Here is a 20,256-nt window from a genome sequence, read left to right on the forward strand (position 1 = left end):
GCACGTGTGTCGCCGCGAGCCGGAGGCGGCGCGTTACGGTGGCCAGGGGAGGTGCCGCAGGGTGACCGAGGCGTGGGACGCGGCCGTGGAGGCGCAGATCCGGGGAGCCGTGCAACGCGGCGAGTTCGACAACCTGCCCGGCATGGGCAAGCCGATCCCCGGGCGCGGAATGCCGTACGACGAGTCGTGGTGGATCAAGAGTTTCCTGGAGCGCGAGAAGCTACCCAGCGACCTGCTGCTGCCCACCCCGCTGCAACTGCGCCGGCGCATCGAGCAGGTCCCCGACGAGGTCCGTGGCCTGCCCACCGAGCAGTCCGTGCGGGACTTCGTGGGACAGCTCAACACGCAGATCGTCGCCTGGCTGCGCAACCCCGAGGGGCCTCGGGTGGCCGTGCGGCCGGTGAACGCCGACGAGGTCGTCCGTCGCTGGCGTGCCGAGCGCGCCGGACCCGAGGTCACGGTCACGGCCACCGACCCGGCGACCGTCACCGACCCGGCCGTCGCGCCGGCCCGCCGAGCCCGCCGGCGCTGGTGGCTGCGCTGGCGCCGCCGGGGCTGAGAACGGATCAGTCCACCGCCGCGCGCCACGTCCAGGACGTGCGCCGTGCCCGACCGGGCAGCTCGCCGCGACCGGTCATCCACAGCAGCACGTCGGGCGCGGCGCCGGCCGGGGCGTCCGGGAAGAGGCGCCGCAGCACCAGCGCGCTCAGTCGGGGCGACGGCCGCCACGGCACACCGAGGCCGAGGGTGATGTCGTGGGTGTGCAGCAACGTCTCGGCCACCCCCATCGCGGCGAAGCCGGCCGGGTCGCAGGGGCCGAAGTGCCAGGCCCGCGCGTCCGGTGCGGCGGCGTCGACGGCGACGGCGAGCAGCCCGGCGCAGGCGCGCGCCACGTCGAGCACCCGCGCCGGGTCCGCGGTGGGGGAGACCCGCAGGTCGTACGGCAGGTAGCCGTCCTGTGCGAGGCCGGTGACCTGGCCGGCGTACGCGAGCAGGTCGTGCGCGATGTGCGCCGCGGTGGTCCAGCAGCTCCACGTCAGCGTGCCGGCGGGCACCGACCAGTCGCGTTCGCGGTGCGGCGTCAGCGCCCGCGTCATCTCGTCGGACGCCTCCCGCAGGTCGGCGCCGGTCACCGTGGACACCCGTGGCCCCGGTGGCCAGCACCGTGAAAGGTCGATCCGTGCAAGAATCCATCCTCGCAATCGGGGGAGGCGAACAGGATGTTGCCCAGCCTGGTGGTGGACACGACGGTACTGCCGCCGCCGGAGCGGTTCGATTTCTGGTACGCCCTGGTCGCCCAGGAGGCTGCGCCCGCGCACATCACCAGCGCACGGCTGGACAACTTCGTCGCGTACGCCCAGGCCATCGACCTCGGCCGGATCCGGTTGACCTCACTGCGGTACCCCTCGCTGCACGCCACCCGGCCCGCCGGGCTGATCCGCCGAGCCGAGGCGGACATCTACCAGCTCGCGCTGCCACTGACGGGTCGCAGCACCCTGGTCCAGGACCGCACCGAGACCACGCTCGTCGCCGCCAGCCATTTCACCCTGCTGGACACCGCGCGCCCGTACATCGCCCGGCACCGCGCGGACGGCCCCGGTCTCGCCGCGACGATCACCGTGCAGATACCCCGCGCGGCGCTGCCGTTGGCACCGGACCGGCTGCGCCACCTGCTGGCCACGCCGCTGCCCGCACGCCTCGGCGTCGGCGGGCTGTTGACCCACCACCTGCGCAGCATCGCGGCCCACCCGGAGCAGTACGAGGCGGCGCAGGCCGAGGTCCTGGGCACCGTGACGCTGGACCTGCTCGCCGCCACGCTCGCTCAGCACCTCGACATCGAGGACACCCTCTCACCGGAGGCCCGGCACACCGCCCTGCGCGCCCGCGTCGTCGACTTCATCGACCGCCACCTCGACAGCGCCGAGCTCAGCCCGCGTAGCGTCGCCGCCGCCCACCACATCTCGCTGCGGTCGCTGCATCGCCTGTTCGAAGGGGAGGCGACGACGGCTGCCGAGCTCATCCGCGCCAAGCGCCTGGAGCGGTGCCGGCGTGATCTCAGCAACCCGCTGCACCTGCGCCAGCCGGTCCATGTCATCGCCGCACGCTGGGGGTTTGCGGACAAGGCTCACTTCAGCCGCCTCTTCCGTGCTCGCTACGGACGTTCACCGCAGGCGTACCGGATGGCCATCGCGCACCGAGAACGGTGACTGATTCCCCAGCCGCCCGTTCTTCCCTGCACCGTGGCGAGGCGGCCGGGTGTGCGGAACCGCTAGCGCCGCCGGCGATCGGTCGGGTCGTCCGCCACGAAGTCACGGACAGCGGCCCGGATGGTCTCGCCGTACGGGTCGTCCGGTAGCTGCGCCAGGTGTTCGCGGGCTCGGGCGAGGTACTCCCGGGCCGGGCCGGTGTTGGCCAGCCGCCGGTGGCAGTCGGCAAGGTTCAGGTACAGCGACGGCAGGAACGCCTGCACCTGGAGCGAGGGCAGGTAACGCTGGGCGCGTTCGGCGGTCAGTTCGGACACAGCGGCCAGGGCCCGTTCGTCCCAAGCCAGCTCCGCCTCGGTGGTGTCCTGCAGGTCGGCGAGGTGGTGGGCCAGGGTGCAACGGTGCAGGGCGTCACCGGCGGGGCCGATCTCGTCCCACAGCGTGGTGAGCAGCTCACGGGCCTGGGCGGGTGCGCCGGTCTGGCCGAGCTGCACCGCCTCGATGATGCGGGTCATGGTCGGATCGGGTGCCGGCTGGTCGTTCACGTCGCCGATGCTCGGGCCTCGACCGGGTCGAGGGTCAAGCGGATGGCGGCGCCGGTTCAAAGAACTGGACGCGATCATGTACGGGCTTGTAGTTTGCAGGGGACCGCGACACCGCCCGAGGAGGTGAGACCCATGAACGCTGGTTCGATGTGGGTGCTCCCCCTGCCGTCACGGTTTGGGCGACTGACGTAGGTGTCGCCGGGAGCGCCTCTCACAACAAGGCACTCCCGAAAGGCCACTCCTGTGCCCTCCGCGCACGTCACCGCCGAACCCCCGTCGACCGACACGGGCCGGCGCGACCCCATCGTGAACGACGCCTCCGAACTTTCATCGCCGAGCCCCATCTTCGATGTGATCATCGCCGGCTGTGGGCCGACGGGTGCGATGCTCGCCGCCGAGCTGCACCTGCACGACGGGCGGGTCCTCGTCCTGGAGAAGGAGACCGAGCCGACCTCGGCCGTCCGGATCGTCGGCCTGCACATCCGCAGCCTCGAGTTGATGGCGATGCGCGGACTGCTGACCCGGTTGCTCGAGCATGGACGAAAGCGTCCGGCCGCCGGCTTCTTCGCCGCCATCAACAAGCCCGCGCCCACCGGGCTGGACTCCGCGTACGCCTATCTGCTGGGCATACCGCAGCCGGTCATCGAACGTCTGCTCGAACAGCACGCGATCGATCTGGGCGCGCAGGTCCGGCGCGGCCAGGCGGTCACCGGTCTCGCGCAGGACGACGAGGGTGTGACCGTCGAGCTGTCCGACGGGCAACAGCTGCGCACGCGCTACCTCGTCGGCTGTGACGGCGCGCGCAGCACGGTGCGCAAACTCCTGGGCGTCGGTTTCCCCGGCGAGCCCGCGCGCACCGAGACGCTGATGGGCGAGATGGAGGTGGGTGTGCCGCCGGAGGAGGTCGCCGCCACGGTGGCCACGTTCCGCGAGACCCATAAGCGATTGTGGCTCCGTCCCGCAGGCGTCGGCGTCTACAGTGTCGTGGTCCCAGCGGCGGACGTCAGCGACCGCGCGCGACGGCCCACGCTTGAGGACTTCAGACAACGACTGCGGGCCGTGGCCGGAACCGATTTCGGCGTGCACTCCCCGCGCTGGATGTCCCGCTTCGGCGACGCCACCCGGCTGGCCGAGCGGTATCGGGTCGGGCGGGTGCTGCTGGCCGGCGACGCCGCCCACATCCATCCGCCCATCGGCGGGCAGGGCCTCAACCTGGGTGTCCAGGACGCGGTCAACCTCGGCTGGAAACTGGCCGCGCAGGTCCGTGGCTGGGCGCCGGAAACGCTGCTGGACACCTATCAGGCCGAACGTCATCCGGTCGCCGCGGACGTGCTGGACAACACCCGCGCCCAGACGGAACTGCTGTCCAGCGAACCGGGCGCGCAGGCCGTACGCCGGCTGCTCACCGAACTGATGGATTTCGACGAGGTGAACCGCCATCTCCTGGAGAAGATCACCGGGGTCGGGATCCGGTACGACGTCGGCGAGGGCCCCGACCTGCTCGGCCGCCGCCTGCGCGACGTCGACCTGCGGCACGGCAACCTCTACGCTCTGCTGCACCGCGGCCGCGGCCTGCTGCTGGACCGCACCGAACGCCTCAGCGTCGGCGGCTGGTCAGACCGGGTCGACCACCTCGCGGACCCGACCGCGGACCTGGACGTTCCGGGTGTGCTGATGCGCCCAGACGGTCACGTCGCCTGGATCGGCGACGACCAGCAGGACCTGGACGATCACCTGTCGCGCTGGTTCGGCGAGCCCGCCGACCAGGGTCGCCGACTCTGACGGAAGACCGGTGTTGCGCCACGCGGCGGGCGGCCGAGCGTCGGCGTCAGTCGAGGACTGGCGTCGATCGCCCCTCGTCCACGGTGTACGCGCCCGTGGAGATCACGCCGAGGGTCGTGGGCGTCAGAACAGGCGTTTCCCGGTTCCGACGACGACCGGGTACTGCGGTGTGTCACTGGAAGGGGATATACCTCAGAGTCATATTCATACCTCTGAGGTATATCGCTTACCGGCGCGGCAGCGCCCAGGCGGGCCTGAGACGCGCTTTCGCGCCTGCGATGATCTGCCTGGTGTAGCGCCTGCACGAGCCTCCAACTGCCGTGGACCTGGAGCTCTCGGCCGGGAAGCTCCTTGAGCCGGCGCGCGGCGTCGACGATGCCGGTGCGGCAGGCGGAGGCTAGCTGCCCGGCCGCGGGCCGGTCTTGTACGGGACGACATCGTCGGGTCGTCGCCCGCCCGTAGCCCTCGCGCGGTGCGCCCGACGTAGCGCCGCAGCGCATGTGCCAGGTGAGCCTGGTCGAAGTACCCCAGCGCCTCGACAACCGCGCACCAGTCGAGACCGTCGCGCAGCATCGTGGCCGCGGCGTTCGCACGGTCGCTCTGGGTCGCGGCAATCCGCGACAGGCCGGTGATCGCGCGGTGCTGCCGCTGGAGGGTCCGCGTTGACCGCGTCCGCATCGGTGTCGCGATGCGTGAATCGCAAGCCCAAGGCCCCTTCATAGCGTTCTGGCGTCGTCGGCTCCTGAGCGTAGAGGAGCGAGCAGCGGGCCAGTCGGCGCTCATTTTCGGTTTACCAGTAACGATAATCCGATAATCCACTCCCACAAAAGGGGCATACCGTGCGCACATCATAATGACAGTTATTGTGCGTAAGGGGTCAGGATGGTGTACGCGCGAGATCGCGGCTGCTGTCCAGCCTCGCGGAGCGCGGACAGCTGGCGTCACGGGTGCCCATCGGGCCTGACGAGGCTCTACCGCAGGAGGCCGCGGCATTAGTGTTCGACCGTGGACTGCTACGTCTGTGACCAGAATCGGCGGATCGACACCCTGCCGGCCCGTGAGCTCGTCGCCGCTGACGAGCACTGGCGGGTCGCCCACGCGTTCGACTCGACCTTGCCCGGGTGGCTGGTGCTCGTTCCGCGCCGGCACGTGACGTCGATCGCTGAGCTGTCCGACGCCGAGGCGGCCAGCCTCGGCACGTGGCAGGTCCGGCTGTCGCGCGCCCTGCACGCCGTGACGGGGTGCGCGAAGACCTACGTCATCCAGCTCGCCGAGAAGGAAGGTTTCGCCCACGTGCACTTCCACGTGGTGCCACGGATGCCAGATCTCCCGGCTGATCGCCGCGGCCCTGCGGTCTTCGGCTACCTGAACGCCGCCGAGGGTGACCGCCTTGACGAGGCGCAGCAGGATGACATCGCCGCCGCGCTCCGCGCACAGCTCGAACCGGCGCGATGAGGAGCTGGTGACGAAGCCCTATCCCGGGACGTACGCCGAGCGCGCCTGAGCCACCTCGGCTGCCTGGCGTTCGCGCCAGCGGCGCTGGCTGTCCCGGTTGCAGGCGCGGCACGTGCGGCGGTACCGGCCCGTCGACTCGTCGAGTTCGCGCTCGTGCCCGTTGCGGCAGGTCGGCGTCTGCGTTCTCGTGCGGCAGTTGTCCGCGTGGCTGACCTGCCGCAGGTGGGTGGGCTCGACGCAGTCCTTTGCGGGGCAGAGGTGGTCGACCTCCAGGTCGGGGTCGTACCCGCCGACGAAGACGGCGTAGGCCGCGATGTGCGCCCAGGCTCTGCCGGCGACCTTCTGGTAGACGCCGCGCTGTGAGCCGTAGCCGCGGATGATCAGGCAGCCGTCGGCCTGCCGGACCGAACGCTGCAGCAGATACTCACGCAGACTGTCCTCGGTGAAGTGTCGGGACAGGCCGTTGACCCCGCTGAGCACGCCGTCACCCTATCCGGGGAGGCGGGCCGCCTGCTCGGGCAGGTCCACGTCGGTGCCGTCGGCGACGTCGGCGCAGGGGACCAGCCGTACCTCGTCGCCCCGGGCCCGCAGGTAGTCCCGCGCGCCCCGGTCTCCGGTGGCCGCCTCGGCCGCGTCGGCCCAGTGCTGTCGGCCGAGCAGCACCGGATGCCCGCGTCGACCGTCCGCATAGGTGGCCACGGCGAGGGAGTCGGCGGTGGCGTCGCGGGCAATGCGGCGTACCGCCTCGGGGGTGAGGCCGGGCATGTCGACCAGGGTGACCACGACGGCCACGGCCGGACTGGCCGTCAGGGCGGACAGCCCGGCCCGCAGGGACGAGCCCATGCCTGTCGCCCAGTCGTCGTTGAGCACCACGCCCGGCAGTCGCGTCCGGGAGCGGACCTGGTCGGCCTGCGCGCCGAGCACCACCACGACCGGTTGGCAGCCGGCGGCCGTGAGGATCGCCGCCGCGTGGTCCACCAGGAGTCGCCCCCGGTAGGGCAGGAGGGCCTTCGGCATGCCGAGTCGACGCCCGGCGCCGGCCGCGAGGAGCAGTCCCGCCGTCACCATGGGCCGAGCGTAGTCAGCCGCGCGCCCCTCGGCGTCGGATCGGGATGGGCTTCCGGGGGTGAACCGGTCGGCCGGGACCGCTAGCATGCATCTCGTATCTGCTGTCACGTATTTACGGTGAGGTGCCGGATGACACCGGACGAGACGTCGGCGTGGCAACGACTCTGCCCCCTGCCGATGGCCCAGGTCGACCCGCTGCCGGCGATCGCCCGTCACCTGGGTCACCCCGACACCGCCCGCCGGCTCGCGGCGGCCGACGCGGGGCGCACACCACCGGACGACGTCCTGGCCGAGCTGCGGGAGATCGGCGTCGCCGCCGTGTACTACCCCGACAGCGCCACCGCCGTGCACGTCAACGCCCTCAACGCGCAGGCCGCGCGGCACAGCGGGAGCCTCGCCATCACGCTCGGGGTCAACGCGCTGGCCCTGCTGCCGCTCTGCATCGCCGGCACGCCGGAGCAGCGCGATCGGGCGGGCGCGGTGCTGCGCGACGGTGGCGCCGCCGCCATGCTGCTCACCGAGCTGGCGCACGGCAGCAACCTGGCCCGCACCGGCACCCGCGCCGACCCGGTCGACGGCGGGTACCGGCTGACCGGGGAGAAGCAACTGATCAACGGCGGCACCCGGCACGACCTGCTGGTCACCCTGGCCCGGCTTGCCGACACCGACCGCTTCGGCCTGTTTCTCGCCGAACGCGACGACACGGTGACGGCCCTGCCCCGGTGGCGGACGCTGCCCGCCGTTGCCGCCGACATCTCCGGCGTACGGTTCGCCGGCACTCCGGCCCAGCCGATCGGCGCGCCCGGCGACGGGCTGACCATCCTGCAGCTGACCCTGGCGCTGTCGCGGGGTGGCATCGGCTCACTCGCCTCCGGCGCCGCCAGCGGCGCGCTCGCCCAGGCCGTGCGGTACGCCCGCGAGCGCGACGTCTACGGCGAACCGATCGTGCACCTCGGCGCGATCGCCGAACACCTCGTCCGGGCGGCGGCCCTCGACGTGCTGGTCGCGGCGACCGCCGTGAAGGCCACGTTCCTCATCAACGCGCTCGGGCCGGCCGCCGCGTACGCCGCCGCCGTGGCCAAGTACGCCTGCTGCGAGCTGGCCGAGCAGGCAGTCACCGAGGGCCGCGCGGTGCTGGGATCGCGGGCCCTCGTCGAGGAGTTCGGGTACGCGGCGCGGGTCCGTGACGTGCTGCTCTACGGCGTGTTCGACGGCACCCGCCACATCCTGCTCGACCAGTTGCAGTGGCGGTTGGAACGCTTCGCCGCCGGCTCGGACCGCTCCGGTGACGGCTATCGGCTGCTGGCCGAGGCGTACTCCCGGACACCGCAACCGCTGGTGCGGGCCGCGCGGCTGCGGCTGCGCCCGTACGCCCCGGGCCCGGCCGCCCGCGCCGCGACGCTCGCCGCCCGGACCGGTCGTCCGGCGGTGGCCGCGCTCGGCGCGCTTCTCACCCGCCTGGTCGACCTGGTCGGGGAGGCCCGCCGCGACGGGCGGTGGGCCGCCGACCAGGCCTGGCGGTTCGCCGCCGCCGGCGTCCTCGCCGAGGCCGAGGCGCTGCTCGCCGCCGTCGAGCTGATCGACCCCGAGTGCCGTGCCGTCGCCGGCCTGCCCGGGCGGGCCGCCGCCCGGGACGAGGCGGCGCTGGGTTACGCACTGGGCTGGCGCGGCGCCGACCTCGCCACCCGGGTCCAGGTGCTCGCCGCCGACCTGCGCGCCGACCGCCCGGCCGACACGGCACCCGGTCACCCGGACCTGGTCGGCGCGTTCGCCTGCGAGCTGGCGCCGGCCCGTGCCGCGCTGCGCCACTGGCTGACATCGCCACCCGCCGAGCGGGCGGCGACGGACGCGCTCGCAGGACCACCGACGCCGGACGGACCCGACGGCGACGGCATGACCGGCAGATCCGCGACGGCAGACCGGCTCAGCGCCGGGATGCGGTGATGGCGCGTCAGGGCGCGTCACCGGACCGGCGGCTGCGGGTGGCGGGACAGGAAGCATCGCCGGAGCGGCGGCTGCGGGTGGCGGTCGACGTCGCCGGCGCGGATCTCGGGCCGGAGCCCGTCGTCGCCGGCGCGCTGGCCGCGGCCGCCACGGTGGACATCGCGCTGGTCGGCCCGCAGGCGCTCATCCGACCGCTGCTGCCCGGCGGTGTCGCGCCGGCGGGCGTACGAGTGGTGCACGCCCCGGACGTGGTCGGCATGGGTGAGGATCCGGTGGCCGCGACATACGCCAAGCGGCGCTCCTCGCTCCTGGTCGCCGCCGGGGAGGTGGCGGCGGGTCGGGCGGATGCCATGGTGACGCCGGGCAACACCGGCGCGGCGGTGCTCGCGGCCGCCGTCCGGCTGGGTCGGGTGCCGGGGGTGAGCAACCCGGCCCTGGCGACGGTGCTGCCGGTGCCGGGCGCCGGTCCGACCGTGCTGCTGGACATCGGCGCGACGGCGGCGGCCGTACCGGAGTGGCTGGTCGAGTTCGCAGTGCTGGGCGCGGAGTACGCGCGCGGGAGGCTGGGGCTGGCGCGGCCGCGGATCGGCCTGCTGTCCAACGGACACGAGGCGGTCAAGGGCGGGCCGGTCCGCCGCGACGCGCACCTCCTGCTGGCCACGATGCCCGGTTACAGCGGTCAGATCGAGGCGTACGACGTGCTCGGAGGCCGGGTCGACGTGGCGGTGACCGACGGGTTCACCGGCGACGTGGCGTTGAAGATGTACGAGCGGACGTTGGACGCCACAGTCGGCCTGGCGCTGGACGCGGTGCGGGCGTTCTCACCCATCGGGGCGCTGGCGCGTGAGCGGCGGCGGCGGGTGACCCGGGCGGTGCGCGACGGGCTCGCGGCCGAGCCGGGGGGAGCGCTGCTCGGCGTACGCGGTGTGTGCGTGATCTGCCACGGAACGGCCACCGCGGTCGACGTCGAGGCGAGCGTGCGTATCGCCGGGGAGTGCGTCCGCTCGGGTGTGGTCGAGCGGATCGCCGCCGCCTTCGCGGCCTCGTCGCGCCAGCGACTACGTAGCCGGCGCAGCCCTGTCGACGGATGAGTTATCCGTTCTCGTATCTGGCTTTACCCAGACAAGCGTTGATATGGTTCCGGGATTCCTGGCATGAGGGTGGTGCGATGTCACAACAGTTGATCCAGGTCAGCGATCTGCGCCGGTCGTTCGGCGCGACGACGGCGGTCGACGGGGTGAGCTTCGAGGTGGCCGCGGGCGAGGTGGTCGGCCTGCTCGGGCCCAACGGCGCGGGAAAGACCACCACGATCCACTGTCTCACCACGCTGCTGAAGCCGGACTCCGGCACCGCCCGCGTCGCCGGCTTCGACGTCGTCGCCCAGGGCGCCGAGGTGCGCCGCAGCATCGCGGTCACCGGCCAGTTCGCGGCCCTCGACGAGCTGCTGACCGGCCGGGAGAACCTGGTGCTGTTCGGCCGGCTGCTCGGGCTGGGCCGGCAGGCGGCTGCCGCCCGCGCGGACGAGCTGGTCGACCGCTTCGACCTGGACGAGGTGGCGGGCAAGGCGGTGCGCACCTACTCCGGTGGCCTGCGCCGCCGCCTCGACCTGGCCGCGAGCCTGGTGGTCGACCGGCCCGTGCTGATCCTCGACGAGCCGACCACCGGCCTCGACCCGCGCAGCCGGCGGGCCCTGTGGGAGGTCGTCCGGGAGTTGCGCGACGGCGGCACGGCCGTGCTGCTCACCACGCAGTACCTGGAGGAGGCCGACCAGTTGGCCGGGCGGGTCCTGCTCATCGACCACGGTCGGGTCGCTGCCGAGGGCACCCCCGACGAGCTCAAGCGTCAGCTCGGCGGCGCGGTCTGCGAGGTGCGCATCGAGGACCCGCGCGCCCGGGCGGTCGCGGCCGGGCAGCTACGGGCGGCGTTCGAGGGGCTGACCGAGGACGAGGACGTGCTGCGGCTGGCCGCCGGCTCCGGCACGCTGACCGAGGTGGTGCGGCGGCTGGAGTCGGCGGGTGTGGAGGCCGACGACGTCACCGTGCGGCGGCCCACCCTGGACGAGGTGTTCCTCTCCCTGACCGGGCCCGTCGACACCGAGAAGGCGGTCGGGGCGGACGCGGCGGGAGCCGGCCGGTGAGCACCACGACGGCGGTGGCGGCCAGCGGGCCGCGGCAGTTCGCCGTCCTGGCCGCCCGCAACCTGCGGCAGGCTCGCGCGGGCCGGTCGGTCGGCCTGACCGTCGTGTTTCCGCTGACGTTCTTCGCCGGTTTCATGGTGGTCTTCCAGCGGCTGATGTCCGACTACGGGATCGCCTACGAGCAGTTCCTTCCGCCCGCGATCGTCGTGCAGACCACCGCCCTGGTCGCCATGTCGGCCTGCTACCTGATCGCCGGCGACGCGCGCAGCGGGCTGATCGCCCGGTACCGGACGCTGCCGATGAGCGCGGTCGTGGTGCCGCTGGCCCGGCTCGTGGTGGACGCGGCCCGCGCCGCCGTCGCGGTGGCGGTGATCCTCGTCGCCGCGGTGCTCGTCGGTTTCCGGTTCACCGCCGGGGCGGCCCGCGCCGCGGGCTTCGTCGCGCTGGCGGTCGGCTTCGCGGTGGTGCTCGCGGCGGGCTGCGCGGCCCTGGGGCTGGGCGCCCGCGACCCCGAGCAGGTGTACTCGGCGCTGACCCTGCCGTACCTGGTGCTCACCACGGTCTCCACCGCCTTCGTCCCGGTCGACGCGTTTCCGGGCTGGCTGCAGCCGGTGGTCGAGGTGTCACCGTTCTCCGCCCAGGTCGACGCGTTGCGCGCGCTGTCCACCGAGGGCGCCGACGAGAGGGTGTGGCCGGCGCTCGTCTGGCTGCTGGTCCTGGGGCTGCTGTTCGGCGCGGCCGCGGCACGTTCGTTTCGGAGGAGCCGATGAGTACCGTCACGCAGGCCTCGCTGTTCGCCGGGCGTAACCTTCGCCGGTTCTTCCGGGCGCCGCCCGCGCTGGTCTACGCGTTCGCGTTCCCGGTGCTGCTCCTGCTCACCCAGTACGCGGTCTTCGGCCGGATCGTCGGTGACGGCGACCGGCAGCACTACCTGGAGCGGTTGGCCCCGCTGGTGGTGCTGTCCACCGCCGCGTTCGGGTCGCCGTCGAGCGCCGTCGGTTTCCTGCGCGACCTGCGCGGCGGGCTGGTCGACCGGCTGCGCACCATGCCGGTGGCGCCGGGGGCGCTGCTGGCCGGTCGGGTCGTCGGTGACGTGCTGCGCATCGTCGGAATCGGAGCGCTCACCACGGGCGTGGCGATGCTGCTGGGCTTCCGGTTCCGGGAGGGGCCGCTGGCCGTCGTCGGCTTCTTCGCGGTGATCGCGCTGTTCGGCCTGCTGTGGGCGGCGATCGCGTTGTGGCGGGGCTCCGGTCCCGGTGACGAGGAGTCGCTGCCGCCGTCGCTGACCGGCCCGGCGACCCTTCTGTTCATCTTCTCCTCGGGGTTCGTGCCGGTGTCGGCGTTCCCCTCGGTGGTGCAGCCGGTGGTGCGGGCCAACCCGTTCTCGGTCGCCACCGAGGCGCTGGTCGGCCTGTCCAGTGGCGGGCCGGTGCTGTGGCCGGTGCTGCAGACCCTCGCGTGGGTGCTCGGGTTGGGCACGGTCTGCCTGCTGGTGGCGGTGCGCCGGTTCGGCCGCCGCGCCGACGGCTGAGCCCTCGTCAGACGGGGCTGGCCATCCGGTAGAGCATCTGCTGCCCGCCGGTGGCCAGCAACAGCCCGCTGTCGGACCAGACGCGGGCGCGGGCGCCGAGCACTCCACCGGTGGCGGCGGCGGCCTCGCCCTCCACCAGCAGCCAGCCCGTGCCGTCGTCGCCGCCCTGGAAGCCCACGTACAGGTCCATGCTCGGGGCCATGAACGTGGTCCGCTCGAACGCCTGCACCACCGCCGGGAACTGCACCACGTCGACGGCGAAGACCAGGCGGGCCGCCGCCAGCCAGGGGTCCGCGTCGGCTGGCAACTCCTCGTGCAGCCGTAGCCAGCCCCGGATGGTGGGCACGCCGTCGCGTTGCGGCTGCCAGCCGCCGGCCGGCCAGCCGGCCAGGCGTACCTCGTAGCACCGCTCCCAGATCGGCAGCACCGGCAGGCCGTCGCGGCGCATCAGCTCGACCAGGGTGGGCAGCTCGTCGGGTTTGGGCAGGTCCGGTGGTGGCATCCAGCGCCGTTCGGGGCCGAGCAGGCCGGCGGCGATGGTCCAGACGTACGCGGCGAGCAGGATCCGGCCGCGCTGGCGCAGGGTGACGTGCAGGGCGGCGGCGCGTCGGGTGCCGTGCACGCGGGTGACCTCGACGTCGACCTCGCCGTAGCGCGGCGGCGCGAGAAACTGGCAGCTCAGGCTCACCGGCAGCATGGCGCCGGCCTCCTCGCCCGCCGCGCGCAGCGCGATCGCGGCCAGGTAACCGCCGTTGGGCCCCCAGACCGACCAGTCCTCCGACAGGTGGGCCTGGTAGTGACCGGGCGCGGTCTGCCGTACCGCGGCGTCGTCCGCGAGACTGGCCATCGAGGACCCCTTCCGGCGTCGGGACGCGTGAAAACAAGATACTGCAGATCAAAACCAGATACGAGTACGATGCGGCGCATGGATCTGCGTGACAGCGCCGAGGAGGCCGAGTTCCGGGCGGGCCTGCGTGCCTGGTTGGCGGGCGTGGTGCCGGTGACCGTCGGCCCGGACGGGGCGCCGCCGCAGGGGCGGTGGGGCGACATCGAGGCGGTGCGGTCGTTCACCCGCGCGCTGCACGCCGCCGGGTACGCGGGCCTGACCTGGCCGGCCGAGCACGGCGGGCGCGGGTTGTCCCCGGCCTACCAGGCGATCTACCTGGAGGAGACAGCCCGGGCCGAGGCCGCCGAGCACATCGGAGTCATCGGCCTGGGCATGGTCGGGCCGACCATCATCGCCTGCGGGTCGCCCGAGCAGCGCGCCTGGTATCTACCGCGCATCCTCACCGGGGACATCATCTTCTGTCAGGGCTTCTCCGAGCCGGAGGCCGGCAGCGACCTGTCCGCCGTGCGGACGCTCGCGCGCCGCGACGGCGACGAGCTGGTGGTGACCGGGCGCAAGGTGTGGTCGTCGTACGCGCACCTCGCCGACCACTGCCTGCTGCTGGCGCGCACCGACCCCGAGCAGCGCCGCCACCGCGGGCTGACCTGCCTGCTGGTGGACCTGCGCTCGGCCGGCGTCACGGTGCGCCCGATCCGCCAGATGACCGGCGAGGCCGAGTTCGCCGAGATCGAGTTCGACGAGGTGCGGGTGCCGCTCGACGCGGTGGTCGGTGCGCTCGACGACGGGTGGCGGGTCGCGATGACCACCCTCGCCCACGAGCGGGGCACCTTCGGGTTCACCCTGACCGCTCGGCTGGACGTGGCGTTCCGCCGGCTGGTCGCGACCGCGAAGGCCCGCGGCCGCGACACCGACCCGGTCGTACGCGACCAGCTCGCCGCCCGCTACGTCGAGTTGGAGGGTCTGCGTTGGACCAACCGGCGGGGGTTGGCCGCGCTGGCGCGTACCGGGGTGCCCGGCCCGGAGACGTCGGTGATCAAGCTGCGCTGGTCGCAGGCGCACCAACGGCTCACCACCCTCGCCGTGCAGCTGCTCGGCGACGACGCCGAACCGGACGGCTGGGACCCCTATTGGCGGCACCAGATGTTGCGCAGCCGCGCCAACACCATCGAGGGCGGCACCTCCGAGGTGCTGCGCAACCTGGTCGCCGAGCGCGTACTGGGCCTGCCCCGGTCGTACTGACCGCCGACTCGCCCACGACGAGGGGAGACCTCATGGACTTCGCACTGACCGGTGAGCAGGAGGCGCTGCGGGACACCGCGGCGAAGTACCTCGCCGACGACCGGGCCGCCGACGACGGCCAGGCGTGGGCCGAGGTCACCGACCTGGGCTGGCTCGACGCGGAGCTGGGCACCGTCGAGTTGGCGCTGCTCGCCGAACGGATGGGCTGGGCGCGCAGCCCATCACCCTGGTGGGCCACCGTGGGCCTGGCCGGCCCGGCGCTGCGGGCGGCGGGCCGGCCGATCGCCGCTGCAGCGACGCTGGCCTGGGCGTGGGCGATCGGCCCCGGCACCCTCGCCGAGGCGGTTGCCGCCGCCCGCCGACCAACAGGCGCACGCTCGTCGACGGACGCCCCGGGTGTTGGCTGCGCCGTCGCGGCCGACGGCACGCTGACCGGCCGCGCGGTCCGCGTGCCACACGCGCTCGACGCGGTGGACCTGGTGGTGGCCGCGACCGGGGCGTCCGGCGTGGAGCTGCGCCTGGTCGACGCGTCGGCGGTGCAGGCGACGCCGGCCGGTGCCGGCGGGCAGGCGCTCGATGAGAGCCGCACCGTCTCGACGGTGGAGCTGACCTGCGTACCCTCGACGCTCCTCGTGGCCGCGGACGCCGCCGCCGACGTGCTCGCGCTGACCCGGCGGCGGGCCCTGGCGCTGCTCGCCGCCGAGGCCGTCGGCGTGGCGGCGAGGGCGCTGACCTGGGCCAGCGGGTACGCCGCCACCCGCACCCAGTTCGGAGCGCCGATCGGCGCCAACCAGGCGGTCGCGCACCCCCTCGCCGAGTGCTACGGCCAGGTCGAGACGGCCCGGTCGCTGGCCTACCGGGCCGCGTGGGCGGTCGACGCCGAGCCGGGCCGGGTCGCCGACCAGGCCGTGCTCACGGCCAGCGTGGCCGCCCGGGAGGCCGCGATGACCGCCTGCGAGGTGGCCATCCAGACCTACGGCGGCAGCGGCTTCACGTGGGAGCAGCCGCTGCACCACTGGTACCGCCGGGCGTGGTGGCTGGCGACCTTCGACGGCACGGTCGCCGACACCCGGGCCGAACTGGCCGGCCTGTTGCTGGACGACTGACCCGGCCGCAGGCGCGCGGGTCCGGCCCACGCCGCCCGCGCGTCGGGGATCAGCCGTCGGTGGTCAGGACGAGCCGGGTCGGTAGGAGCCGAAGCTCCACAGGTTGCCCTCGGCGTCGCGGACCGAATAGCCCTGGCCGCCGTAGTCCTCGTCGCGGAGCTTCTGCACGACCTCGGCGCCGGCGGCGACGACCCGTTCATAGTGCGCCGCCACGTCGTCGAGCACCACGTAGGTCGCGGCGGGCCCGGTGTCCAGAACGAGCCGGCCGTCACTGCCGTCCGTCTGCGAACCGAGCATGACCATGCCGTTGCCCCAGGTCAGTTGCGCGTGACTGATGGAGTCGTCCGGGCCGGGGACGACCAGCTCCGCGCGGAAACCGACGACGTCGACCAGCCACCGGATGGCGGCCGGCGCGTCTCGGTAGCGCAGGGTGGGGATGACTTCCGGGCCTCTGCTCATACCCGAGAGTCTAATGAAGAATCGCGGATAGCACATGTGATGCGTCCTGGCATGTCGTGTGTTCGGCTACGCTGAGCCCATGCTTCGCTACGATTTCGTGGTCGTCGGCGCGGGCGCGGCCGGCGCGGTGCTCGCGGCCCGCCTGAGCGAGGACCCGGGCCGCTCGGTGTTGCTGCTGGAGGCCGGCCCCGACCTCGTCGGGGCCGCGGTGCCCGAGGCGTTGCGGACCGGCTCGGTGGAGGCCGAGGACGGCTTCGACTGGCCCCTGCGGGCGACGGTCGTCGCCGGGCGGGAGGCGCCGCTGCGGCGCGGCCGGGTGGTCGGCGGCTCGACGCAGATCAACGACCGGGGCGCGATGCGGGCCCCGGCCGCCGACTTCGTCTCCTGGGGCGCCCGCGGCCTGCCGGAGTGGGACTGGCCGGCGGTGCTCCCGGCGTTTCGCCGGTTGGAGGCCGACCAGCAGTTCGGCGACCGTGACCACCACGGCGCCGACGGGCCCGTACCGATCACCCGGTGGCCGCGCGGTGAGCTGACGCCGGCGATGGACGGCTTCCTGCAGGCCACGCTCGGCCTGGGCCACGACTACCAGGAGGACATGAACGCCCCCGACGCCGTGGGCATCGGGATGTACCCGCAGAACCGGCGCGACCGGCTGCGGATGTCCACCGCCCTCACCCACCTCGACCCGGCCCGGTCGCGGTCCAATCTGGTCGTTCGCGGCGACGCCGAGGTCGAGCGGGTGCTGCTCGACGACGGGCGGGCGGTGGGTGTGCAGGTCGCGGGGGAGCGGATCGACGCCGGGGAGGTCATCCTCTGCGCCGGCTCGCCGTACACTCCGGCTCTGCTGCTGCGCTCGGGGATCGGCCCCGCCGACGAGCTGCGCGCCGCCGGCGTCACGCCGTTCGTCGACCTGCCCGGCGTGGGCGCGGACGTGATCGATCAGCCCGGCGCGATCATCCTGGTGGTCCCCGAGCCGGAGACGATCGGCGGCGACTGGCCGCGTACGCAGCTCATCGCGCGGCTCGCCGGCATCCCGGGCCACGCGGCCGACCAGGCGTTCTACCTGAGCCTGTTCACTGGCATGAGCACGTCGCGGGGCGCCGGCGCGGGTCTGGACCGGATCATCGGCGTCGACCAGGTCAACACCGTGATGATCGGCGACATGGCGATGGCCTCGCGCGGACGCATCTCGGTGCGCGACGCCGACGGGGCGAGCCCACCCGTGGTCGACCTCGGGTTCTACACCGCCGAGGGTGACCTGGCCCGGATGCGCGACGCGTACCGGCACGCGTGGGAGATCGCCAACCAGGCCGCCTTCACCAAGACCGTCGCCCGGTTCGCGCTCGTCGACGACGCGGTGGTGGGCGACGACGAGCAGCTCAACCATCTGCTGCGCGCCACCACGTACAGCCGGTTGAACCTGGTCGGCGGCGCGCGGATGGGCGCGGCGGACGACCCGGGCGCGGTCGTCGACGGGCGGTGCCGGGTACGCGGCGTGGCCAACCTGCGGGTCATCGACGCCAGCATCGTTCCGGTGCCGCTGCGCGCGCCGGCCGCGTTGACCAGCATCATGATCGGCGAACGCGGGGCCGAGCTGATCGCGGGCTAGCGTCGCAGCAGCGCCGACAGCGCGACGGCGGGGTTGCCCACCACCGCCCGCGCCACGGCGACGTAGCCGTCGAGCAGGCGTACGGCGTCGGCCGGGGCCAGCCGTGGCGTGTGGAACAGCACCACCCGCAGGCCGTCGCCGCGCGGGGCGAGCGCCAGCTCGGTGCCGAAGCGGCTTCCGATCGCCTCGGGGACGAGCAACTCGAACTCGGTGTCACCGACGCGTACGCGGTGTGACAGCTCGGCCATCATCTGGAACACCACGTCGTCGACCCGGCCGCCCAGGTTGGCGCTGCCGGTGGCGACGGCCTGGTAGGGCTGCTCCTGGTTGGCGAACGCGGCGGCGGTCGTCGCGTGAGTCGCCTGGAGCAGGGCCGCGAAGGTGGCGAACGGCGGCAGCCGGGTGCGCAGCACCACCATGTTGGCGCAGAACCCGACGGTGCGTTGGCTCTCCGGCCGGGCACGGTTGGCGAACAGCGAGGCGACGGCGAGGTCACCCTGCCCGGTGACCCGGTGCAGGACGGCGTAGTAGACGGCCAGGGCCACGGTGAACAGCGTCGTGCGGTGTCGCCGGGCCAGGGCGCGCAGCCCGTCGGCGACGTCGGCGTCGAGGTCCCGGGCCAGCACGCCCGGGGTGGCGTCCGGGGGCGGCTCGCGGTACGGCAGGCGCGGCAACCGCAGCCCGGTCAGCTGACCGCGCCAGAACTCGCGTTGCCGGTCCAGCTCCGTACCGGCCAGCCGATCCTCCTGCCAGGCCACGAACTGCGGGTACTGCCAGCGCACCGGGGGCAGCGCGGCCTGCGCGTCGGCGTAGAGGGTGCGCAGCTCCTCGAAGAGCAGCCCGCACGACCACGCGTCGGTGACCAGATGGTGCATGGTGAAGCACACGGTCACCTCGCGGTCGCTGACCCGCCAGGCGGTGGCCCGGGTCGGCCACTGTGTGACGTCCACCCGGGTGGCCAGCTCGGTGGTGACGGCGTCGTCGGCGGCGGTGTGCGGATCCGGCTCGCCGCGCAGGTCGACCACCCGCAGCTCGACGGGTCGCGGATCGTGCACGAGCTGGGACAGCCGTGGTCCGCGTCCCACGACTGTGGTCCGCAGCGCCTCGTGCCGCGCGGTCAACGCGGTGAGCGCCCGTTCCAGCGCGGTCAGGTCGACCGCGCCGCCGCTGAGGCGGCACAGCAGCGGGCAGTTCAACGCCCCGTGGTCCGCCCGGTAGTGCTCGATGATGCCGAGCAGCCGCTGTCCCACGGAGGCCGGTACGGGTCGGGGGGCCACGCCACGACGGTACCGCTCGTCGTTGTATCTGTCATCAAGGGTCTGGCATCTTGTGTTGTCTCTCGGTACCTTGGGCGCATGTCTGGTCTGTCGGTGACCACCCCCGTGCGTGCGCAGCTGACGTGGCACTACGAGTCCGAGATGCCCCGGGTCCTCTCCCTGTACGAACGGGCCAAGAGCGCACAGTGGAACGCCAGCACGGATGTCGACTGGTCGATCGAGGTGCCGTTCGGTGAGCCGCTGCCCGACGACTCCGCGTTCGCCATGGCGTCGTTCGAGGCGTCCCCGCTGGCGCGGCGCGGCCGTGGAATGTGGGACACGTTCCGCTGGGAGCTCCAGTCGTGGATGGTGAGCCAGTTCCTGCACGGTGAGCAGGGCGCGCTGGTGGTCGCCGCGCGCCTGGTCGAGGTGGTGCCCGACCTCGACAGCAAGTACTACGCCGCGAGTCAGGCCGCCGACGAGGCCCGGCACGTCGAGGCGTTCTCCCGCTACCTGCGCGAGAAGGTGCCGCATCCGTACCCGATCAACCCGGCGCTGTCCGAGCTGATCGAGGACCTGCTCTCCGACTCCCGGTGGGATATCACCGCGCTGGGCATGCAGATCGTGGTCGAGGCCCTGGCGATGGCCGCGTTCCGGCTCGCCAACAGCACCTTCCACGACCGCCTCATCTGCGACATCACCCGCCTCGTAGCCCGCGACGAGGCCCGGCACGTGTCGTTCGGGGTGCTGTCGCTGGAGGGCATCTACCGCGAGATGACCAGCGCCGAACTGGCCGACCGCGAGGAGATGGTGCTCGACTCGGCGAGTCTCATGCGCCGCCGGTTCCTGCTCGAGGACGTCTGGGACCGCATCGAGGTCGACCGCGGCGAGGGCGTCGACTTCGCCGCGCACAACGAGCTGATGATCAAGTATCGGCAGGCCATCTTCGCCCGCGTGGTCACCGCGCTGGCCAACATCGGCCTGCTGACTCCCCGGGTCCGCGACGGCCTGGAGCGGCTGGACCTCATCGGGTTCGCCGACCGCTCGATCCGCGTTCCCCGCGCCTGAGGAGTC

The 20,256-nt window shown here is 73.2% G+C and carries 20 protein-coding genes; 13 read left to right on the forward strand and 7 right to left on the reverse strand.

Annotation, left to right across the window (positions count from 1 at the left end):
* The first annotated feature begins 61 nt into the window (after positions 1-61).
* On the forward strand, positions 62-559 hold the full coding sequence (locus ACFYPR_RS18340) for a DUF1992 domain-containing protein (RefSeq protein ID WP_354862820.1): 498 nt from the start codon (positions 62-64) through the stop codon (positions 557-559).
* A 7-nt stretch (positions 560-566) separates the two neighbouring features.
* Here the strand turns inward: ACFYPR_RS18340 and ACFYPR_RS18345 are convergent, their stop codons facing one another.
* Positions 567-1,142, reverse strand: a complete 576-nt coding sequence (locus tag ACFYPR_RS18345) for a maleylpyruvate isomerase N-terminal domain-containing protein (RefSeq protein WP_387261012.1) — start codon at positions 1,140-1,142, stop codon at positions 567-569.
* Positions 1,143-1,220: 78 nt separating this feature from the next.
* Here ACFYPR_RS18345 and ACFYPR_RS18350 point away from each other — a divergent pair, with 78 nt between their 5' ends.
* The gene (locus ACFYPR_RS18350) at positions 1,221-2,207 is read left to right on the forward strand and encodes a helix-turn-helix domain-containing protein (RefSeq protein ID WP_354862822.1); all 987 of its coding nucleotides are present in this window, start codon (positions 1,221-1,223) and stop codon (positions 2,205-2,207) included.
* A gap of 62 nt (positions 2,208-2,269) precedes the next feature.
* Here the strand turns inward: ACFYPR_RS18350 and ACFYPR_RS18355 are convergent, their stop codons facing one another.
* Entirely contained in the window at positions 2,270-2,719 is a 450-nt protein-coding gene (locus tag ACFYPR_RS18355) for a hypothetical protein (protein ID WP_387261250.1), read from the reverse strand.
* 372 nt (positions 2,720-3,091) lie between these two features.
* Between ACFYPR_RS18355 and rox the strand changes: the two genes are divergently transcribed.
* Both rox and ACFYPR_RS18365 read left to right on the forward strand, forming a co-directional pair.
* A complete protein-coding gene (gene rox, locus ACFYPR_RS18360; RefSeq protein WP_387261252.1) occupies positions 3,092-4,531 on the forward strand; it encodes a rifampin monooxygenase in 1,440 nt (479 codons plus the stop codon).
* 1,005 nt (positions 4,532-5,536) lie between these two features.
* The gene (locus ACFYPR_RS18365) at positions 5,537-5,986 is read left to right on the forward strand and encodes an HIT family protein (protein WP_387184629.1); all 450 of its coding nucleotides are present in this window, start codon (positions 5,537-5,539) and stop codon (positions 5,984-5,986) included.
* Positions 5,987-6,004: 18 nt separating this feature from the next.
* On the opposite strand, the gene ACFYPR_RS18370 is transcribed toward ACFYPR_RS18365, so the two are convergent.
* Together ACFYPR_RS18370 and ACFYPR_RS18375 are read right to left on the reverse strand one after the other, a co-directional pair.
* Positions 6,005-6,466, reverse strand: coding sequence for an HNH endonuclease (locus tag ACFYPR_RS18370; RefSeq protein ID WP_354862828.1), 462 nt, complete (start codon positions 6,464-6,466; stop codon positions 6,005-6,007).
* A gap of 9 nt (positions 6,467-6,475) precedes the next feature.
* Entirely contained in the window at positions 6,476-7,054 is a 579-nt protein-coding gene (locus tag ACFYPR_RS18375; RefSeq protein ID WP_354862830.1) for a nucleotidyltransferase family protein, read from the reverse strand.
* Between the two features lie 129 nt (positions 7,055-7,183).
* Here ACFYPR_RS18375 and ACFYPR_RS18380 point away from each other — a divergent pair, with 129 nt between their 5' ends.
* From ACFYPR_RS18380 to ACFYPR_RS18400, 5 genes are all read left to right on the forward strand, one after another.
* The gene (locus ACFYPR_RS18380; RefSeq protein ID WP_387261016.1) at positions 7,184-8,998 is read left to right on the forward strand and encodes an acyl-CoA dehydrogenase family protein; all 1,815 of its coding nucleotides are present in this window, start codon (positions 7,184-7,186) and stop codon (positions 8,996-8,998) included.
* Entirely contained in the window at positions 8,998-10,089 is a 1,092-nt protein-coding gene (locus ACFYPR_RS18385) for a phosphate acyltransferase PlsX (protein ID WP_363935496.1), read from the forward strand. Before ACFYPR_RS18380 ends, ACFYPR_RS18385 begins: the two co-directional genes overlap by 1 nt.
* A gap of 77 nt (positions 10,090-10,166) precedes the next feature.
* Complete coding sequence (locus ACFYPR_RS18390; RefSeq protein WP_387261020.1) at positions 10,167-11,135, forward strand: ATP-binding cassette domain-containing protein; 969 nt, start codon at positions 10,167-10,169, stop codon at positions 11,133-11,135.
* On the forward strand, positions 11,132-11,905 hold the full coding sequence (locus tag ACFYPR_RS18395) for an ABC transporter permease (protein ID WP_363935492.1): 774 nt from the start codon (positions 11,132-11,134) through the stop codon (positions 11,903-11,905). The genes ACFYPR_RS18390 and ACFYPR_RS18395 overlap by 4 nt, the downstream gene beginning before the upstream one ends.
* Complete coding sequence (locus ACFYPR_RS18400; protein ID WP_354860764.1) at positions 11,902-12,666, forward strand: ABC transporter permease; 765 nt, start codon at positions 11,902-11,904, stop codon at positions 12,664-12,666. The genes ACFYPR_RS18395 and ACFYPR_RS18400 overlap by 4 nt, the downstream gene beginning before the upstream one ends.
* Positions 12,667-12,673: 7 nt before the next feature.
* On the opposite strand, the gene ACFYPR_RS18405 is transcribed toward ACFYPR_RS18400, so the two are convergent.
* Complete coding sequence (locus ACFYPR_RS18405; RefSeq protein WP_355138930.1) at positions 12,674-13,513, reverse strand: thioesterase family protein; 840 nt, start codon at positions 13,511-13,513, stop codon at positions 12,674-12,676.
* 78 nt (positions 13,514-13,591) lie between these two features.
* On the opposite strand from ACFYPR_RS18405, the gene ACFYPR_RS18410 reads away from it, so the two are divergent.
* Together ACFYPR_RS18410 and ACFYPR_RS18415 are read left to right on the forward strand one after the other, a co-directional pair.
* Complete coding sequence (locus ACFYPR_RS18410) at positions 13,592-14,752, forward strand: acyl-CoA dehydrogenase family protein (protein WP_387261024.1); 1,161 nt, start codon at positions 13,592-13,594, stop codon at positions 14,750-14,752.
* Positions 14,753-14,784: 32 nt separating this feature from the next.
* The gene (locus tag ACFYPR_RS18415) at positions 14,785-15,858 is read left to right on the forward strand and encodes an acyl-CoA dehydrogenase family protein (RefSeq protein WP_387261027.1); all 1,074 of its coding nucleotides are present in this window, start codon (positions 14,785-14,787) and stop codon (positions 15,856-15,858) included.
* A 63-nt stretch (positions 15,859-15,921) separates the two neighbouring features.
* Here ACFYPR_RS18415 and ACFYPR_RS18420 read toward each other — a convergent pair whose 3' ends face one another.
* Positions 15,922-16,317, reverse strand: a complete 396-nt coding sequence (locus tag ACFYPR_RS18420) for a VOC family protein (RefSeq protein WP_354860756.1) — start codon at positions 16,315-16,317, stop codon at positions 15,922-15,924.
* Positions 16,318-16,396: 79 nt separating this feature from the next.
* On the opposite strand from ACFYPR_RS18420, the gene ACFYPR_RS18425 reads away from it, so the two are divergent.
* Positions 16,397-17,926, forward strand: a complete 1,530-nt coding sequence (locus ACFYPR_RS18425) for a GMC family oxidoreductase (RefSeq protein WP_387261029.1) — start codon at positions 16,397-16,399, stop codon at positions 17,924-17,926.
* On the opposite strand, the gene ACFYPR_RS18430 is transcribed toward ACFYPR_RS18425, so the two are convergent.
* Positions 17,923-19,203 carry a condensation domain-containing protein gene (locus ACFYPR_RS18430; RefSeq protein WP_387261032.1) on the reverse strand — a complete coding sequence of 427 codons (1,281 nt, stop codon included), beginning with the start codon at positions 19,201-19,203 and terminating at the stop codon, positions 17,923-17,925. The two genes, ACFYPR_RS18425 and ACFYPR_RS18430, sit on opposite strands and share 4 nt — an antisense overlap.
* 78 nt (positions 19,204-19,281) lie before the next feature.
* Between ACFYPR_RS18430 and ACFYPR_RS18435 the strand changes: the two genes are divergently transcribed.
* Positions 19,282-20,250, forward strand: a complete 969-nt coding sequence (locus ACFYPR_RS18435; protein WP_354860751.1) for a ferritin-like domain-containing protein — start codon at positions 19,282-19,284, stop codon at positions 20,248-20,250.
* Positions 20,251-20,256: the final 6 nt, after the last annotated feature.

Origin of the sequence: Micromonospora sp. NPDC005254 (genome assembly GCF_042872525.1) — a bacterium.
Lineage (GTDB): Bacteria > Actinomycetota > Actinomycetes > Mycobacteriales > Micromonosporaceae > Micromonospora.

What these genes read in the sequence shown, in the direction of transcription:
- ACFYPR_RS18350 (WP_354862822.1), top strand. Translation starts at nt 1,221, where the DNA reads ATGTTGCCCAGCCTGGTGGTGGACACGACGGTACTGCCGCCGCCGGAG.
- ACFYPR_RS18355 (WP_387261250.1), bottom strand. Translation starts at nt 2,719, where the DNA reads ATGACCCGCATCATCGAGGCGGTGCAGCTCGGCCAGACCGGCGCACCC.
- ACFYPR_RS18375 (WP_354862830.1), bottom strand. Translation starts at nt 7,054, where the DNA reads ATGGTGACGGCGGGACTGCTCCTCGCGGCCGGCGCCGGGCGTCGACTC.
- ACFYPR_RS18380 (WP_387261016.1), top strand. Translation starts at nt 7,184, where the DNA reads ATGACACCGGACGAGACGTCGGCGTGGCAACGACTCTGCCCCCTGCCG.
- ACFYPR_RS18385 (WP_363935496.1), top strand. Translation starts at nt 8,998, where the DNA reads ATGGCGCGTCAGGGCGCGTCACCGGACCGGCGGCTGCGGGTGGCGGGA.
- ACFYPR_RS18390 (WP_387261020.1), top strand. Translation starts at nt 10,167, where the DNA reads ATGTCACAACAGTTGATCCAGGTCAGCGATCTGCGCCGGTCGTTCGGC.
- ACFYPR_RS18400 (WP_354860764.1), top strand. Translation starts at nt 11,902, where the DNA reads ATGAGTACCGTCACGCAGGCCTCGCTGTTCGCCGGGCGTAACCTTCGC.
- ACFYPR_RS18405 (WP_355138930.1), bottom strand. Translation starts at nt 13,513, where the DNA reads ATGGCCAGTCTCGCGGACGACGCCGCGGTACGGCAGACCGCGCCCGGT.
- ACFYPR_RS18410 (WP_387261024.1), top strand. Translation starts at nt 13,592, where the DNA reads ATGGATCTGCGTGACAGCGCCGAGGAGGCCGAGTTCCGGGCGGGCCTG.
- ACFYPR_RS18415 (WP_387261027.1), top strand. Translation starts at nt 14,785, where the DNA reads ATGGACTTCGCACTGACCGGTGAGCAGGAGGCGCTGCGGGACACCGCG.
- ACFYPR_RS18420 (WP_354860756.1), bottom strand. Translation starts at nt 16,317, where the DNA reads ATGAGCAGAGGCCCGGAAGTCATCCCCACCCTGCGCTACCGAGACGCG.
- ACFYPR_RS18425 (WP_387261029.1), top strand. Translation starts at nt 16,397, where the DNA reads ATGCTTCGCTACGATTTCGTGGTCGTCGGCGCGGGCGCGGCCGGCGCG.
- ACFYPR_RS18435 (WP_354860751.1), top strand. Translation starts at nt 19,282, where the DNA reads ATGTCTGGTCTGTCGGTGACCACCCCCGTGCGTGCGCAGCTGACGTGG.